This is a genomic window from Allobosea sp. 05T433 (assembly GCF_056396065.1).
Genome location: NZ_JBFTKS010000006.1, coordinates 166,242 through 181,907, shown reverse-complemented (window position 1 = coordinate 181,907; position 15,666 = coordinate 166,242). Strand labels below are relative to the sequence as shown.

Genomic DNA, 15,666 nt, shown 5'->3' with positions numbered 1-15,666 from the left:
GCGAACGCGCACGCGAATCAACCGCAGCGGATGGTTTCGCGCTCGGTCACGATCCAGTCGAGCTTGCGGTCATGGGGCTCATCGGGAACAGCCGCGATCTCCTGCGCACCATAGGCGAGGCCGATCGTAGTGACCGCTCCGAGCTCGGTGAGCGTGCGGTCGTAATAGCCTTTGCCGTAGCCGATGCGGTAGCCGCGGCGGTCGAAGGCCGCAAGCGGCACAAGCAGGATGCTCGGCCTTGCCTGCGGCTGTTGCGGCTCGGGCACCAGCGTACCGAAGCCACCGGGCACGATCGGCTCCCATGGCGCCCAGCTCCGGAAAATCATCGCGCCATTGACGATAGCCGGCAGGCAGAGCGGAACGCCCCGCGCGTGCAGGGCTTCCAGAACCGGGCGGGGGTCGGCCTCGGAGCGCATCGGCCAATAGGCCGAGACGGTTCCGCCTCCAGCCAGCGCCGGCAGCGCCAGGACGCCGGCGACGATGGCCTGATCCCATTCGAGCCGGTCATCGATCTCAAGCGCGTCACGGCGCGCGAGCGCCTCGATCCGCAACTCGCTCTTGCCGCGGAGCGGCGTCGTTTGAAGGTCAGTATGCATGGAGAAAGCGCGGAGCCACCTTGGCCGTGGAGTTTTCGATCCCGGGACACCTACTAAGTAGGTGGGCGCCATATGTCTGGGTCCAGGGACCCAGTCAGGGACAGCTCCCGAGGAGATCGTATGGGCCCGGGAATACATACTCTCACGCACCGGGCAGCCCCGCCAGAACTATGTAGGACGCTCGCCGGCAAAGCGCCAGTGGCGAGTTGCAGCCGGCGCACAGGATGCTGGCTCACGCCGAGAAGAACTCTCGCACGTCCCGGGTGAGCTGCTGCAACGTCGCCTCGAACGGCAGCAGGTCGGTGTCGATGATCAGATCGCTGAAGGGACGTTCCGCATAACCTTCATGCAGCATGACGCGGATGCGCTCATGCTCGTCCTCGTCGAATGCACGGCCGCGTGCCGCCGATGTGATACCCGCATAGGAGGCGCGCAGGCTGATGAAGAGCGGGCGAACGCCAGCATCCGTGAAATGACGCCGGTAGAAGATCCAGGTGCTACACCCCAGCGGATAGGCGATCACGACAACTGGCTGAACCGCGAGGATTGTCAGGCCAGTCCTGACCACGGATCGGCTCGTCCGCAGGATTGAGCGATACCAGGGCAGATCCGGATCCGAATGGTCGTCACCGTCGATGAAGCCGCCACCGAGTTCCGTGGCCAGCGCCTTGCCGAGTGTCGTCTTGCCGGCGCCGATCGGGCCGCTCAGGAAAATCGCATAGGGCTGCATCGCCGCTGTTTCACCCAGAGAACGCCTCGGGGCAATCGTCGCCCCCGCAGGGCACTGCCAGGCCGCCCGCACCAGTCCGTGCTGGATCACGCCGTCGATCGGATCGGGATAGGCGATGCCGTGCCTCGAGGCTTCAGCCGACTGGGCTTGGGATCAGGCTGCGCGCTACGCTTTCGATACGCTCTGCCGCAGTGACCAGCGCTTCGGCGGCGCGCTCCTCGACCTCGCCCAGGCGCTGATCGGCAGAGCCGGCGTCGCCGCGCACAGCCGCGAGCATGTTCTCCAGCGTCGCGACGCGTTCCTTGAGCTCCGACACCTCGTCGGCAACCATCAGCGCGGCCATCACATGCAGACGCATGTCGCCGATCTCGCCAAAAGCCTGGCGCATTTCATCGATCTTGCCGTCATAGAGATTGGCGAGCCCTTCGAGATGGGCTTCCTCGCCGTCGCCGCAGGCCATGCGATAGGCCTTGCCCGCGATCGTGACATTCACCTGCGGCATCACGCCCTCCGTATTCAGTGCTCGCGCGCCTCGGCGCGGGCGATCACGTCACCCACCGCGCCCAACGCCTTCTCCAACCTGCGTTCGACGTCGCCCGCCGCGGTTTCGACCTGGCCGACGCGCGCGATCGCGCCATCGAGCTCCGCTGCGAGCCGGGCCCTGTCATCCTGCATCAAGGTCAGCTCGGTTTCGAGGTTGGCCCGTCCGCGCTCCGCCTCGATGCGTCGGCGCGCAGCCGCCTCGAGTTGCGCGAGTGCGCTATCGAGTCGCGCAAGCGCATTGTCCAGCATCAGGCTCGCCACGGTCGTCTCCTCCCTTTCAGTTCGAAGCCGGCTCCATGATTCGCGAGCCTAAAGCAGGATATGAGCAAGTGGGAAACGCTTTCGGGCAGATATTCGCAGCTCTCAACTGTGATAGCAGCCCCCTGATGAATTGACTCCGGGAGAGCGGGCATCCTATCGAGCACCCGCACGAAAACGATGCCCCGAAAGCCTACCGGACCGTCGCCCTCATGCCCTTCCGGCATGGTTCGGACGCGGGACGCGCCCTTCCGCCCGCCGGAGCCAATGACACCATGACCACGATCGACCGCGCCCAGCACGACAAGCTCGCCAACGCCATTCGCGCCCTGGCAATGGATGGCGTCGAGCAGGCGAAGTCCGGCCACCCCGGCCTGCCGATGGGTGCAGCCGACGTCGCAACCGTGCTGTTTACCCGCGTCATGAACTATGACGCCGCCGATCCGCGCTGGCCGGATCGCGACCGCTTCATTCTCTCGGCCGGTCACGGCTCGATGCTGCTCTACGCCCTGCTCTATCTCACGGGCACGCCGGGCATGGAGCTCGACGACCTCAAGAAGTTCCGCCAGCTCGAGTCGAAGACCCCGGGGCATCCCGAGAACTTCATGACTGTCGGCGTCGAGACCACCACTGGCCCGCTCGGCCAGGGTCTCGCCACCGCAGTCGGCATGGCCATGGCCGAGCGCATGCTCGCCGCCGAGTTCGGCAAGAAGGTCGTCGACCACAAGACCTATGTCCTGGCCTCCGACGGCGACCTGATGGAAGGCATCAGCCAGGAAGCGATCGCGCTTGCCGGCCACCACAAGCTCAACAAGCTGATCGTGCTTTGGGACGATAACGGCATCTCGATCGATGGCCCGCTCTCGATCTCCGACTCGGTCGACCAGGTCGCGCGTTTCAAGGCCTGTGGCTGGCGCTCCGAGCGCGTCGACGGCCATGACCCCGACGCGATCGAGGCCGCGATCCGCCGCGCCCAGAAGTCGAACAAGCCGACCATGATCGCCTGCAAGACCGTGATCGGCTTCGGCGCACCGAAAAAGGCCGGCACCTCCAAGGCTCATGGCGAGCCGCTCGGCGCCGAGGAACTCGCAGCCGCGAAGGCCAAGCTCGGCATCACCGGCGCGGCCTTCGAGATTGCCCCCGACATCCTCAAGAGCTGGCGCGCCTTCGGCTCTGCCGGCCACCTCGCCCACAAGGACTGGCTCGCCCGGTTCGAGGCGCTGTCGCCACGCAAGCGCGCCGAGTTCGAGCGCCGCCTCGCCCACACGATTCCGGGCAAGCTCGACAAGGTGATCGTCGCCCACAAGAAGGCCCTTGCCGCCAACCCGGTCACCGTCGCGACCCGCAAGGCCTCCGAGCTCGCCCTCGACGTCATCGTGCCGGTGATGCCGGAGCTGGTTTCCGGCTCGGCCGACCTGACGCCATCGAACAACACCAAGGCGAAGGGGCTGGAAGACTTCACGCTCAAGACCCCGAAGGGGCGCTACATCCGTTACGGCATCCGCGAGCACGGCATGGCTGCCGCGATGAACGGCATCACCCTGCATGGCGGCTTCCGCACCGCCGGGGGCACCTTCCTGGTCTTCGCCGACTACGCCCGCCCCTCGATGCGTCTGGCGGCCCTGATGGGCCTGCCGGTCGTCTATGTCATGACCCATGACTCGATCGGCCTGGGCGAGGACGGCCCAACCCACCAGCCGGTCGAGCATCTCGCCTCGCTTCGCTCGATGCCGAACATGCGCGTGCTGCGCCCAGCCGACGCGATCGAGACGGCGGAAGCCTGGCAGATCGCGCTTGAGCGGACCGGAGGGCCGACCGTGCTGGCGCTCTCGCGCCAGAATCTCGCGCCGCTCCGCACGGATGGCACCGCGACCAACCGCTCGGCCAAGGGCGCCTATGAATTGCAGGCGGCCGAGGGCGGCAAGGCGCAGGTCTCGCTCTTCGCGTCCGGCTCGGAACTCGAGATCGCCGTTGCGGCCCGCAAGCTTCTGGCCGAGAAGGGCGTTCGCGCCCGTGTCGTCTCTGTACCCTCGCTCGAACTGCTGCTCGCTCAGGACGAGGCGACGCAGAACCAGATCATCGGCGAGGCCCCGGTCAAGATCGCGATCGAGGCCGCCGTCCGCTTCGGCTGGGATGCGGTGATCGGCCATGACGGCATCTTCGTCGGCATGGCCTCCTTCGGCGCCAGCGGCCCCTACAAGGACGTCTACAAGCATTTCGGCATTACGCCCGACGCAGTGGTCGAAGCCGCATTGAAGCGGCATAACGGCTGAGTTTTACCCGGACACTTGCGTTTGGCCATGCTTTGGCCGATTTGCCCGCGTGAATAACGGCCAACCCGCCGTGAATCGGCGAAGGAGAGGATTGAGATGACGGTCAAGGTGGCGATCAACGGCTTCGGCCGCATCGGGCGCAATGTTCTGCGCGCGATCATTGAGTCGAAGCGCAAGGATATCGAGGTCGTGGCGATCAACGATCTCGGCCCGGTCGAGACCAACGCCCATCTCTTCCGCTTCGACTCCGTCCACGGCCGCTTCCCCGGTACCGTGACAGTCTCCGGCGACACGATCGATGTCGGCCGTGGACCGATCAAGGTCACGGCGATCCGCGATCCCAAGGACCTGCCGCACAAGGCGCTCGGCGTGGACATCGCGCTGGAATGCACCGGCATCTTCACGACCCGCGACAAGGCGGCCGCCCATCTCGCCGCCGGCGCCAAGCGCGTGCTGGTTTCGGCGCCCTGCGATGGCGCCGACCTGACCGTGGTTTTCGGCGTCAACAACAACGCCCTGGCCACGGACCATCTCGTCGTCTCGAACGCCTCCTGCACGACGAACTGCCTCGCGCCAGTCGTGCGCGTGCTGCAGGACGCGGTCGGCATCGACAAAGGCTTCATGACCACGATCCACGCCTATACCGGCGACCAGCCGACGCTCGATACGATGCACAAGGATCTCTATCGCGGCCGTGCTGCCGCGTTGTCGATGATCCCGACTTCGACCGGCGCCGCCAAGGCGATCGGCCTCGTCATTCCCGAGCTGAAGGGCCGTCTCGACGGGACCTCGATCCGCGTGCCGACCCCGAACGTCTCGGTCGTCGACTTCAAGTTCATCTCGAAGCGCAAGACCACGGTCGAGAAGATCAACGAAGCCATCATCAAGGCCTCGAAGCGCGGTCCGCTCAAGGGCATCCTCGCGGTCACCGACCAGCCGAACGTCTCGATCGACTTCAACCACGACCCGGCTTCGTCGACCTTCGCGCTCGACCAGACCAAGGTTTTGGACGACAAGTTCGTTCGCATCCTGGCTTGGTACGACAACGAGTGGGGCTTCTCGAACCGCATGAGCGACACTGCCGTCGCGATGGCGAAGCTCATCTGACGCAACGGCCGGCGGGACCCCGCGCGCTGCCGGGCCCCGCCTGACCCTTCTCGAACGAACGGAACGCGCATGACCAAGATCGAGCCGACCGTCGCCGCGCCGGCGAGCCTCTCCGAACCCTCCATCGCTGCGCCCGGCGCATCGGGAGCAACGGTGACGGCTCTCTCCGCAGCCAGCCGGACCGAAGAGGTGGCGCCGACCGCGGAGCCGCGCAAGCTCGACCAACTCTCTCGCATCGAAGACAAGGCGGCGCGCATCGAGGAGAAGTTTGCCCGCTACGAGGCCGTCTTCACCCGAGCCGAAGCCTCGCTGGAGCGCAGTGCGGCCAAGGTCGAGACCGCGACCGGCGCCATGGACTTCGCGGGAATCCGCCAGGAGGTTGCGGCGCTGCGCGAACGCGTCGACGCGACTCCTCGTTCGGCGACCCTGTTCACGACCGCCCTCGTCACTGCCGTTCTCACCGTGCTGCTCACCATCCTGGTGCTGAAGTTCGGCGTGCCGGGCCTGTTTCCGGGACTTCTGCCACGATGAGCTTCCGCACGCTCGACGACGCCGATCTCGCCGGCAAGCGCGTGCTTGTCCGCGTCGACCTGAACGTGCCGATGGACGCCGGCAAGGTCACCGACACGACACGCATCGACCGTGTCCTGCCCACCATTCGCGAGATCTCGCAGAAAGGTGGCAAGGTCATCCTGCTCGCGCATTTCGGCCGGCCGAAGGGTCGCGATCCCAAGGATTCGCTGAAGCCGGTCGCCATGGCGCTTGCCCATCAGCTTGGCCAGCCGGTGATCTTCGTCGATGACTGCATCGGCGAGGACGCCGCCAAGGCCGTCGCCGCGGCCAAGAGTGGCGAAGTCCTGCTGCTGGAGAACACCCGCTTTCATGCGGGCGACGAGAAGAACGACGCCGCCTTCGTCCGGGCGCTCGCCGCCAATGGCGACATCTTCGTCAATGACGCCTTCTCCGCTGCCCACCGTGCCCATGCTTCGACCGAGGGCCTCGCCCATGTGCTGCCGGCCTATGCCGGTCGCACCATGCAGGCCGAGCTGGAAGCGCTGAGCGCCGGGCTCGACAATCCCGCCCGCCCGGTCATGGCGATCGTCGGCGGCGCCAAGGTCTCCACCAAGCTCGAGCTGCTCGGCAACCTGGTGAAGAAGGTCGACGTCCTCGCCATCGGCGGCGGCATGGCCAATACCTTTCTGGCCGCGCGCGGCGTCGATGTCGGCAAGTCGCTCTGCGAGCATGATCTCCTCGCTACCGCCCGCGAGATCGACGAGAAGGCCAGGATTGCGGGCTGCGAGATCATGCTGCCGGTCGATGCGCTGGTCGCCCGTGAGTTCAAGGCCAATCCCGGACACCGCGTCGTGCCGATCACCGAGGTCGCTGCCGACGAGATGATCCTCGATGCTGGCCCGCTCAGCGTCGCCGAGGTCGTGCTCAAGCTCGACACCGTCAGGACGCTGGTGTGGAACGGCCCCTTCGGCGCCTTCGAGCTGCATCCTTTCGACACGGCGACGGTCACAGTCGCCAAGGCTGCGGCCGAGCGCGTCAAGGCCGGCCGGCTCGTGGCCGTTGCCGGCGGCGGCGACACCGTTGCAGCAATGAACCATGCTGGCGTCGCCGACGACCTGTCCTATGTCTCGACGGCGGGCGGTGCCTTCCTCGAGTKGATGGAAGGCAAGGCCCTGCCGGGGGTCGAGGCGCTGCGGACGCGGTAAGCCGCAACGCCTTCATCTTCCTGTTCCACGTCTGCACAGCAGGTCTGGCAGGGCTCCAATCGAACAATCGACGTGCCTGCCGACTTCGTCGGCTGGCCGGGGCCGCGCTGGTTGCCGATCGGCATCACCGGCCTTCTGGCTGCGGGCCCGGTGACTGAACCTCAGTCATCCTTGGACATATGCTCGGCTATGCGCTCCCCGGAAGAGCTCGTCCAAAAGCAGGGACATGACCCTGCAGGCCTGGTCACGATGGCCGAGACCATACCGGCGACTTTGCCGAGCAGGCGCGCCTCATTGGAGCGCGCGGCCACGAACTGCATTCACGCTGCGGCCGCTTTCGCTTTGCCATGACGGGTCATCCGCACTAAATCCTCCCCGAACGCTCTAAGCCCAAAGGGAGGACCATCGTGGCCCGCATCACGCTTCGCCAACTGCTCGACCATGCCGCCGAGAACGATTACGGCGTGCCCGCCTTCAACATCAACAACATGGAACAGGCACTGGCGATCATGGCCGCAGCGGACGCGACCGATGCGCCCGTCATCATCCAGGCCTCGCGCGGCGCCCGCTCCTACGCCAACGACATCATGCTCAAGCACATGATGGACGCCGTCACCGAGATCTATCCGCATATCCCAGTCTGCGTTCACCTCGACCACGGCAACGAGCCGGCGACCTGCATGACCGCGATCCAGGCCGGCTTCACCTCGGTGATGATGGACGGCTCGCTCAAGGCCGACGGCAAGACCCCGGGGGACTGGGACTACAATGTCGGTGTGACCAAGACGGTGACCGAGATGGCTCATCTCGGCGGCATCTCGGTCGAGGGCGAGCTCGGTGTGCTCGGCTCACTGGAAAGCGGCGAAGGCGAGAAGGAGGACGGCCATGGCTTCGAGGGCAAGCTCTCCCACGACCAGCTCCTGACCAATCCAGAGGAGGCCGTGAAATTCGTCGCCGAGACCAAGGTCGATGCGCTCGCCATCGCCATGGGCACCTCGCACGGCGCCTACAAGTTCACGCGCAAGCCCGACGGCGCGATCCTCGCCATGCATGTCATCGAGGAGATCCACAAGAAGCTGCCGAACATGCATCTCGTGATGCACGGCTCCTCCTCCGTGCCGCAGGACCTGCAGGACATCATCAACCAGTATGGCGGCAAGATGCCCCAGACCTGGGGCGTACCGGTCGAGGAGATCCAGCGCGGCATCAAGCACGGCGTGCGCAAGATCAACATCGACACCGACAATCGCATGGCCATGACTGGCCAGATCCGGAAGATCCTCTCCGAGCATCCCGGCGAATTCGACCCGCGCAAATATCTGAAGCCCGCCATGGAGGCAATGACCAAGCTCTGCACGCTGCGCCTGCAGGAGTTCAACACCGCCGGACAGGCCTCGAAGATCAAGCGCGTCGCCACCACCGCCGAGATGGCCAAGCGTTACGCCAAGGGCGAGCTCGACCCGACCTTTGCGGGCAGGGCCGCGTAAGTCACACCGCTCGGACGGACGGACGGACGGATCGGCGCGGCGCGGCGCAGAGTCGCGACCCAGGCCTGAACCCACCGAACAGAAACGCCCGGCCTTTCGCCGGGCGTTTCACTTTGAAAAGGGAGCCGTGGCAGCTCCGCGACAGGCGCCGCGGACATGAGCCGGTTTCGTCCCTGCCCTTCCGGGCGCCGTGCTTTTCTGGTTCAAGGAAAGGCCCGTCTGGCCGCGCACTCCCTGCGCGGCTTACCTTACTGCCGCGGTAGTGCCCGATGTCGATCGTCTTTTCCGCGCTGGTCGCGGTCTTTGTCGGCTTTGCCGCCTCCGTCGCGGTCGTGCTTGCCGCGGCGCAAGCCATTGGGGCGACACAGGCACAGACGGTGTCCTGGATCGTCGGGCTCGCCATCGCCAAGGGGCTCGCCAGCATCTGGCTGTCCTGGCGCCATCGGATGCCGATCATTTGCGCCTGGTCGACACCCGGCGCCGCTCTGATCGCGGCCGCAAGCGGCTTTGATCTCGCAGCCGCGATCGGCGGTTTCCTCGCCGCTGCGGCGCTGATGATGCTGACCGCCACTTTCCGGCCGCTCGGCGCGCTGATCGAGCGGATTCCGATGACCATCGCCTCGGCCATGCTCGCCGGCGTCATCTTCCGCTTTGTCGTCGCCGTCTTCGACGAGATGAAGCTGCAACCCGCCCTTGTCCTGACGCTGCTCGCCGTCTTCCTGGTCGCGCGCCTGATCAACCCGTTTCTTGGCGTCATCGCCGCGCTCGCTGCCGGCCTGGCGCTGAGCTTTGGAACCGGACTCGCAACCCTGCCCGGCGGCGACATTGCGCTGACCGAACTCGTCCTGACCTGGCCGCGCTTCGACCTGACCGCGATCATCGGCATCGGCATCCCGCTCTATCTCGTCACCATGGCCGCGCAGAACCTGCCGGGCTTCGCCGTGCTGCGCGCCGCCGGCTATCATCCGCCGACTGCGCCCAGTCTGTTCGTCACCGGGCTGATGTCCTTCATCACGGCGCCGACCGGCGCGCATATGGTCAATCTCGCAGCGATCAGCGCCTCGATCTGCACGGGCGCCGACACTCATCCCGACCCCAAGCAACGCTGGAAGGCCGGCATCGCCTACGGCCTGTTCTGGCTAGGCATCGCCGCGACGGCCGGGCTGCTGCTCGCGCTCATCATCGCCATGCCCAAGGCGCTGATCGTCGCGGTCGCGGGGCTCGGCCTCATCGGCTCGCTGACAGGCGCGCTCGGCCAGTCCATGGCCAAGGATTCCGAGCGCTTCGCCGCCGTCATCACCTTCGCCGTTGCGGCGTCGAGCCTCTCGCTTTTCGGTGTCGGCTCCGCCTTCTGGAGTCTGGTCGCCGGGCTTGCGGTCTTGACATTGGACGCTCTCGCAGGCCGTTTGCGCGCAAGATCATGACCATGACAACCTCACAGACCCGCCTCATGCTCGTCACTCCGCCCGTCGCGGATGCCGAGGCCATGTCATTCCGCCTGATGCAGGCCTTCGCCGGCGGCGACGTCGCCGCCGTGCTGCTCCGCCTCACCGAGGGCGACGACCGCAGCCGGATCGAGCGCGTCAAGCGCATCGCCGGGCCCGTTCAGTCGAACAGCGTTGCGCTCGTCGTCGAAGGTTCCGCGCTGATTGCGACACGCGGTGGCGCCGATGGCGTGCACCTGGTCGACGGCCCGGAGGCGATCCGCGAGGCTCGCTCCAGCCTGCGCGACGAACGCATCATCGGCGCCGGCGGCCTGCGCGCGCGCCACGACGCCATGGATGTCGGCGAGGCTGGCGTCGACTACGTGGTGTTCGGCGAACCGCGGCCTGACGGCTCGATGCCGCCTTTGCCGGCGGTCGTCGAGCGCGCCACCTGGTGGGCGGAGATCTTCGAGACGCCATGCGTCGCCTATGCGCCTGACGCGGCATCCGTGCCGGCACTTGTCGAAACCGGCGCCGAATTCATCGCGCTCGGCGAATGGGCCTTTGGCGAAGATCAGGACATCCGCGCCCTTGTCGAGGCCGCCAATGCAGCGATTGCCGCCTGCGCAACCCGGAAGGCCGGCCGGTGAGACGCCTTCGGCGCAACCTGCTGCTCGTCGGGCTGGCGCTCGCGCCGGCCGGGCTTGCGTCGGCCGCCGATATCGACCTTGCCTATGGCGCCCTTCAGGCTGGCCATTATCGCAGGGCTCAGGAGGAGGCGCTGAAGCGCGTCGAGGCCGATAACACTGACGCTGCTGCCATGACACTGCTCGGCGAAATCTATCGCCAGGGTCTCGGCGTCCCGGAGAACACCACGGCCGCCACCGAATGGTACGAGCGCGCAGCCGAGCGTGGCGACATCAACGCCGTCTATGCGCTCGCAATCGCGTTGCTCGACCAGCGCAGCAGCAAGCGCGACCCCGCCAAGGCCGGCCAGCTGCTGGAACGTGCCGCCGCAGCCGGGCATCCGGCCGCCAACTACAACCTGGCCCTGGCGCTGCTCGCGACAGGCCAGGAGGCCGACGACAAGCGGGCTATTGCCGCTCTCGAAATCGCCGCGAAAGCCGATATCGGCGATGCCGAACACGCACTGGGCGTGCTCTACAAGCAGGGCCGCGGCGTGCCGCAGGACAATGCGAAGGCCGCCGAATGGATGGCGAAGGCGGCACAGAGCGGCAATGTCGCGGGCGAGATCGAATATGCGATCATGCTGTTCAATGGCGAGGGCGTCGCCACCGACGAAACAGCTGCCGCCAGGCTCTTCCTGCGCGCCGCCTACAAGGGCAATGCGATAGCGCAGAACCGCATCGCCCGTCTCTATCTGGCTGGCCGCGGCATCGCTCCCGACAGTGCCGAGGCCGCTGCCTGGCATCTCGCCGCCAGGGCCCAGGGCCTCGACGATCCCATGCTCGACCAGTTGCTTGATCGCATGACACCTGAGCAGATGAACCGGATCGCACGCGTCGCCGCCGACCGGATCGAGGGCACGGCCTTGACTACGCCGAGCCAGCCGAGCAAGTGACGGCAGAATTTCCAGGCCGGAGCGATGGCGCTGCCGGCCTTCTCGCGTTCAAGGCGCGCATGAGGTTTTAGATGATCCGCTCTCCCCTGATGACCGTGATGACCGACGCCGTGATGAAGGCGTCCCGTTCGCTGAAGCGCGACTTCGGCGAAATCGAGAACCTGCAGGTGCTCGCCAAGGGCCCGGGTGATTTCGTCTCGAAGGCCGACCACAAGGCCGAGAGCATCCTGCGCGAATCGCTGGAGAAGGCCAGGCCAGGCTACGGCTTTGTCATGGAGGAGAGCGGCGTCGTCCACGGCACCGACGAGAGCAACCGCTGGCATATCGACCCGCTCGACGGCACCCATAACTTCCTGCGCGGCATTCCGCATTGGAACATCTCGGTGGCGCTGGAGCGCGACAACCAGTTCGTCGCGGGCATCGTCTATGATGCAGCCAAGGACGAGCTCTTCATCGCCGAGAAGGGCAAGGGCGCCTATGTCAACAACCGCCGGATGCGCGTCTCCGGCCGCCGTGAGCCGACCGACATGCTGATCGGCATGGGCGTGCCGCATATCGGCAAGGGCGGCCACCCGCTCTTTCTGCGCGAGCTCGGCGCCGTCATGACGCGCTTTGCCAATGTCCGCCGCATGGGCTCCGCTGCGCTCGACATCGCCTATGTCGCGGCCGGCCGGATGGACGCTTACTGGGAACGCGGCCTCAACACCTGGGATTTCGCGGCGGGCGCCGTGATGATCCGCGAGGCTGGCGGCACCTTCGGCACCCTCGATGGCAAGCAGCCGACCAGCGCCAAGGATATCATCTGCGGCAACGAAGTCGGTGAACAAGCGCTTCGCGCCGCGCTCAAGACGGCTGGCTGACATACAGCTTTGATCTTTCACGCTTGATCATGGCGCAGCGGGAGGCGACAGTCTGCCTCCAGCGTTGCGGCCGTGGACAGGGGTGACCGGATTCGGGTCCACCCCGCTTACGGCCTGATGGTTGATGAGAGACGCCAACTCGGGATCACCCGGGAGTGGCAGGCTCCAGGCGAACGGAAGACGAGGCATGGACAGAGAGGTCCCAGCGGCCGAGATGGGCACGGTCGCGACGACACGGGAAACCACCCGCTTTTCGCGGCCGCTGCGCTACGCGATCCGCGCAATCCTGTTCCTCGCCCTGATCGGATTCCTGGGCTTCATCCTCCAGGGCGGCCTCGTCACGGCCTTCATGACCAATCCCGGTCTCAACGGGCTCATCCTCGGCGCGCTCCTGGTCGGAGCGCTGATCGCACTGCGTGAGCTCTGGCGCGTCAACAGCGAAGCGGCCGCTGCGACCCGCCTCGCCGCAGCGCCCGGGCTCGCCGAGGTCGAGCGCGGCCAGGTCATTGCCCCGCTCGGTCCCGTGCTGCCGGCCCTCGACGCCGGGACCCTTGCCCCTACTCAAGCGGCCTCCGTACTCGAATCGATTGCGGTCAGGCTCGACGACGGTCGTGAGGTCCTGCGCTATCTCGCAGGCCTGCTCGTCTTCCTCGGCCTGCTCGGCACCTTCTGGGGCCTCCTTGAAACCGTGAGCTCGGTCGGAAACGTCATCAAGAGCCTGCGCACCGGCGCGGAAGCCGGCGTGCTCTTCGACGAACTCAAGGCCGGCCTCGCCGCACCACTTGCCGGCATGGGCCTCTCCTTTTCGTCTTCGCTCTTCGGCATCGCGGGCTCGCTGATCCTCGGCTTTCTGGAACTGCAGGTCGGCCAGGCGCAGCGCCGCTTCCGCAACGAACTCGAGAGCTGGCTCGGCTCGCGCAGCCGCGAGGCGGCCTCGGCCGTCGCAGCCCCCGGCTTCGCCCCTGAGATCGGCCGCAATCTCGGCGACAAGCTCGACCGGCTCAGTGCAGCGCTGGCCGACGGCCCCAATAACCGCGCCGCCACTCAGGCCATCTCGAACCTTGCCGAAGGCGTGCAGGGGCTGGTCCAGCACATGCGCGCCGAACAGCAGCTGATCCGCGATTGGGTCGAGGCGCAGGCTGCCCGCGAGAAGGATCTGAAGCGCCTGATCGAGCGGCTGACCGCAAACGGCGTCTCCGAGCCATGATCCGCTCGTCGGGCTCATTGACGAAGGCCTACGCGAAGCCGAAGGAGGCCTGAAGCCATGGCTTTGTCCCGCACCTACCGCCGTGAGCAGCTGAATTTCTGGCCCGGCTTCGTCGATGCCCTCTCGACGATGCTGATCGGCATCGTCTTCCTGCTCTCGGTCTTCGTGCTCGGCCAGTTCTTCCTGTCGCAGGAACTGACCGGCAAGGACACCGCGCTGGAACGGCTGAATCGCCAGATCTCAGAGCTGTCCGACCTGCTTGCGCTGGAGCGCGTCTCCAACCGGCAGGCCCAGGAGAACCTGCTCCTGATGCAATCGACCCTGACGCGCGAACAGAGCGAGCGCGGCCGCTTGCAGGGTGCGCTCGAAGCGCAGGCGACGAACGGACCAACCCAGCTTGCCGACACCCAGAAGGCGCTCGACGCGGAGAAGCAGCTCTCGGCGAGAGCCCAGGCGACGGTCGAGCAGGTCAACATGCAGATCCAGGCCATGCGCCGGCAACTCGCTGCGCTCGAGCAGGCCATCGAGGCTTCCGAAGCCAAGGACAAGGAATCGCAGGCCCGTATTGCCGATCTCGGCTCGCGCCTGAATGTCGCCCTCGCCCAGCGCGTGCAGGAACTGGCGCGCTATCGTTCCGACTTCTTCGGCCGTCTCAGGCAGGTGCTCGGAGCACGTCCCGACATCCGCGTCGTCGGGGACCGTTTCGTCTTCCAGTCAGAGGTGTTCTTCGATGCCGGCCAAGCCGTGCTGAAGCCTGAAGGAAAGGCCGAACTCGACAAGCTCGCAACCATCCTGACCGATCTCGGCCATGAGATGCCACCCGATATCCCGTGGATCCTGCGCGTCGACGGCCACACCGACGCGCGCCCGATCCGCTCCGCACAGTTCCCGTCCAACTGGAGCCTGTCGACGGCGCGTGCGGTCGCGGTTGTCGAGTATCTGATCACACGCGGCCTCCCCGCCGATCGCATCGCTGCAACCGGGTTCGGCGAGTTCCAACCCCTCGATCTCGCCAGCAACGACGAAGCCTATCGCCGCAATCGCAGGATCGAGTTCAAGATCACGGAGCGGTAGGGTAAAGCCGCTCCTGCGGCCTCCCCAACCCGTATCGCGCCCATCCAGCCAAGCGCCTTGACCGGAAGGGCATGCGAGACGCGGGCGCCGATCCTAAAACGCCAGCTTCGAACGCTGCTGGCCGGTCTCGTCGAAATTATCCGGGCTGAGCCAGGCCTCGTAGCCGGCCTTCAGGCGCGACCAGTCGCCATCGACCATCGCGAACCAGGCCGTATCGCGGTTTCGCCCCTTGGTGACCATGTGCTGGCGGAACACGCCCTCCGGCGTGAAGCCGAAGCGCTGCGCGGCGCGCTTCGAGGGCTCGTTGAGGTTATTGCACTTCCACTCGAAACGGCGATAGCCGAGCGTGTCGAAGGCATGGCTGGCAAAGAGATAGAGCGCCTCGGTCGCGACGCGGCCGCGAGCGATCGCGGGTCCCCACAGGATGTTGCCGATCTCGATCACACCATGTGCAGGCTCGATCCGCATCAGCGCCTGGCGTCCCTCGGCCCGACCGGTCCTCTTGTCGATCACGGCAAAGAACAGCGGATCGGGCGAGGCTGACGCCTTCTCGAGCCAGGGATCGAAGGCTGCCAGATCGGCCGGCGCCTCCTCGAACAGATAGCGGAAGCGGTCCTCCGCGCCGGGTTGCTGGGCTGAGGCGAAGAGATCCTTGCCGTGCCGCGCAGCCTCCAGCGGCTCGAGCCGGGTGTATCGCCCATCCAGCGCTACGCGTTCCGGACGCGGCACGCCCTTCCAATGTGAGAGATCCATGATGCGTTCCTGATGTCGAACCGGGTTGAAGACCGGAACCGGCGACAGTTGTCG

At 66.3% G+C, this 15,666-nt stretch carries 16 protein-coding genes and 1 other RNA gene; 11 read left to right on the top strand and 6 right to left on the bottom strand.

Annotation, left to right across the window (positions count from 1 at the left end; genetic code table 11):
* Positions 1 to 17 precede the first annotated feature (17 nt).
* The 5 genes from AC1DGP_RS10580 to AC1DGP_RS10560 form a co-directional block, all read right to left on the bottom strand.
* The gene (locus AC1DGP_RS10580; protein ID WP_441506995.1) at positions 18 to 596 is read right to left on the bottom strand and encodes a 5-formyltetrahydrofolate cyclo-ligase; all 579 of its coding nucleotides are present in this window, start codon (positions 594 to 596) and stop codon (positions 18 to 20) included.
* Positions 597 to 604: 8 nt separating this feature from the next.
* Positions 605 to 759, bottom strand: a non-coding RNA gene (gene ssrS, locus AC1DGP_RS10575) — 6S RNA.
* Between the two features lie 69 nt (positions 760 to 828).
* A complete protein-coding gene (locus AC1DGP_RS10570; protein ID WP_476832076.1) occupies positions 829 to 1,326 on the bottom strand; it encodes a hypothetical protein in 498 nt (165 codons plus the stop codon).
* 133 nt (positions 1,327 to 1,459) lie between these two features.
* Positions 1,460 to 1,828 (bottom strand): cell division protein ZapA, encoded by a 369-nt coding sequence (locus AC1DGP_RS10565; RefSeq protein ID WP_069879404.1) that lies wholly within the window; start codon positions 1,826 to 1,828, stop codon positions 1,460 to 1,462.
* Positions 1,829 to 1,842: 14 nt separating this feature from the next.
* Positions 1,843 to 2,130 carry a DUF4164 family protein gene (locus tag AC1DGP_RS10560; protein ID WP_371331978.1) on the bottom strand — a complete coding sequence of 96 codons (288 nt, stop codon included), beginning with the start codon at positions 2,128 to 2,130 and terminating at the stop codon, positions 1,843 to 1,845.
* 272 nt (positions 2,131 to 2,402) lie between these two features.
* Between AC1DGP_RS10560 and tkt the strand changes: the two genes are divergently transcribed.
* The 11 genes from tkt to AC1DGP_RS10505 all read left to right on the top strand — a co-directional run bounded on the left by tkt (position 2,403) and on the right by AC1DGP_RS10505 (position 14,859).
* Complete coding sequence (gene tkt / locus AC1DGP_RS10555; RefSeq protein ID WP_476776087.1) at positions 2,403 to 4,400, top strand: transketolase; 1,998 nt, start codon at positions 2,403 to 2,405, stop codon at positions 4,398 to 4,400.
* A gap of 96 nt (positions 4,401 to 4,496) precedes the next feature.
* Positions 4,497 to 5,507 (top strand): type I glyceraldehyde-3-phosphate dehydrogenase, encoded by a 1,011-nt coding sequence (gap, locus tag AC1DGP_RS10550; RefSeq protein ID WP_441488205.1) that lies wholly within the window; start codon positions 4,497 to 4,499, stop codon positions 5,505 to 5,507.
* Positions 5,508 to 5,576: 69 nt separating this feature from the next.
* A complete protein-coding gene (locus AC1DGP_RS10545) occupies positions 5,577 to 6,038 on the top strand; it encodes a hypothetical protein (RefSeq protein ID WP_441488204.1) in 462 nt (153 codons plus the stop codon).
* Positions 6,035 to 7,225: a phosphoglycerate kinase gene (locus AC1DGP_RS10540; protein ID WP_476832075.1), complete on the top strand. Its 1,191-nt coding sequence runs from the start codon at positions 6,035 to 6,037 to the stop codon at positions 7,223 to 7,225. Before AC1DGP_RS10545 ends, AC1DGP_RS10540 begins: the two co-directional genes overlap by 4 nt.
* A gap of 407 nt (positions 7,226 to 7,632) precedes the next feature.
* A complete protein-coding gene (gene fba / locus AC1DGP_RS10535; protein ID WP_441488201.1) occupies positions 7,633 to 8,712 on the top strand; it encodes a class II fructose-bisphosphate aldolase in 1,080 nt (359 codons plus the stop codon).
* Positions 8,713 to 8,981: 269 nt separating this feature from the next.
* Positions 8,982 to 10,136, top strand: a complete 1,155-nt coding sequence (locus AC1DGP_RS10530) for a benzoate/H(+) symporter BenE family transporter (RefSeq protein ID WP_441488200.1) — start codon at positions 8,982 to 8,984, stop codon at positions 10,134 to 10,136.
* Between the two features lie 2 nt (positions 10,137 to 10,138).
* A complete protein-coding gene (locus AC1DGP_RS10525; RefSeq protein ID WP_476832074.1) occupies positions 10,139 to 10,786 on the top strand; it encodes a thiamine phosphate synthase in 648 nt (215 codons plus the stop codon).
* Positions 10,783 to 11,718 carry a tetratricopeptide repeat protein gene (locus tag AC1DGP_RS10520; RefSeq protein WP_441488198.1) on the top strand — a complete coding sequence of 312 codons (936 nt, stop codon included), beginning with the start codon at positions 10,783 to 10,785 and terminating at the stop codon, positions 11,716 to 11,718. Before AC1DGP_RS10525 ends, AC1DGP_RS10520 begins: the two co-directional genes overlap by 4 nt.
* A 71-nt stretch (positions 11,719 to 11,789) precedes the next feature.
* Complete coding sequence (locus AC1DGP_RS10515; RefSeq protein ID WP_043238440.1) at positions 11,790 to 12,578, top strand: inositol monophosphatase family protein; 789 nt, start codon at positions 11,790 to 11,792, stop codon at positions 12,576 to 12,578.
* A gap of 214 nt (positions 12,579 to 12,792) precedes the next feature.
* Positions 12,793 to 13,785, top strand: a complete 993-nt coding sequence (locus AC1DGP_RS10510; RefSeq protein WP_441507039.1) for a flagellar motor protein MotA — start codon at positions 12,793 to 12,795, stop codon at positions 13,783 to 13,785.
* Positions 13,786 to 13,842: 57 nt separating this feature from the next.
* Positions 13,843 to 14,859, top strand: coding sequence for a peptidoglycan -binding protein (locus tag AC1DGP_RS10505; protein WP_441488197.1), 1,017 nt, complete (start codon positions 13,843 to 13,845; stop codon positions 14,857 to 14,859).
* 93 nt (positions 14,860 to 14,952) lie between these two features.
* On the opposite strand, the gene AC1DGP_RS10500 is transcribed toward AC1DGP_RS10505, so the two are convergent.
* A complete protein-coding gene (locus AC1DGP_RS10500) occupies positions 14,953 to 15,615 on the bottom strand; it encodes a GNAT family N-acetyltransferase (RefSeq protein ID WP_441507038.1) in 663 nt (220 codons plus the stop codon).
* Between the last annotated feature and the right edge of the window lie 51 nt (positions 15,616 to 15,666).

What these genes read in the sequence shown, in the direction of transcription:
- AC1DGP_RS10525 (WP_476832074.1), top strand. Translation starts at nt 10,139, where the DNA reads ATGACAACCTCACAGACCCGCCTCATGCTCGTCACTCCGCCCGTCGCG.
- AC1DGP_RS10510 (WP_441507039.1), top strand. Translation starts at nt 12,793, where the DNA reads ATGGGCACGGTCGCGACGACACGGGAAACCACCCGCTTTTCGCGGCCG.
- AC1DGP_RS10545 (WP_441488204.1), top strand. Translation starts at nt 5,577, where the DNA reads ATGACCAAGATCGAGCCGACCGTCGCCGCGCCGGCGAGCCTCTCCGAA.
- AC1DGP_RS10530 (WP_441488200.1), top strand. Translation starts at nt 8,982, where the DNA reads ATGTCGATCGTCTTTTCCGCGCTGGTCGCGGTCTTTGTCGGCTTTGCC.
- tkt (WP_476776087.1), top strand. Translation starts at nt 2,403, where the DNA reads ATGACCACGATCGACCGCGCCCAGCACGACAAGCTCGCCAACGCCATT.
- AC1DGP_RS10565 (WP_069879404.1), bottom strand. Translation starts at nt 1,828, where the DNA reads ATGCCGCAGGTGAATGTCACGATCGCGGGCAAGGCCTATCGCATGGCC.
- AC1DGP_RS10580 (WP_441506995.1), bottom strand. Translation starts at nt 596, where the DNA reads ATGCATACTGACCTTCAAACGACGCCGCTCCGCGGCAAGAGCGAGTTG.
- AC1DGP_RS10505 (WP_441488197.1), top strand. Translation starts at nt 13,843, where the DNA reads ATGGCTTTGTCCCGCACCTACCGCCGTGAGCAGCTGAATTTCTGGCCC.
- AC1DGP_RS10570 (WP_476832076.1), bottom strand. Translation starts at nt 1,326, where the DNA reads ATGCAGCCCTATGCGATTTTCCTGAGCGGCCCGATCGGCGCCGGCAAG.
- AC1DGP_RS10515 (WP_043238440.1), top strand. Translation starts at nt 11,790, where the DNA reads ATGATCCGCTCTCCCCTGATGACCGTGATGACCGACGCCGTGATGAAG.
- gap (WP_441488205.1), top strand. Translation starts at nt 4,497, where the DNA reads ATGACGGTCAAGGTGGCGATCAACGGCTTCGGCCGCATCGGGCGCAAT.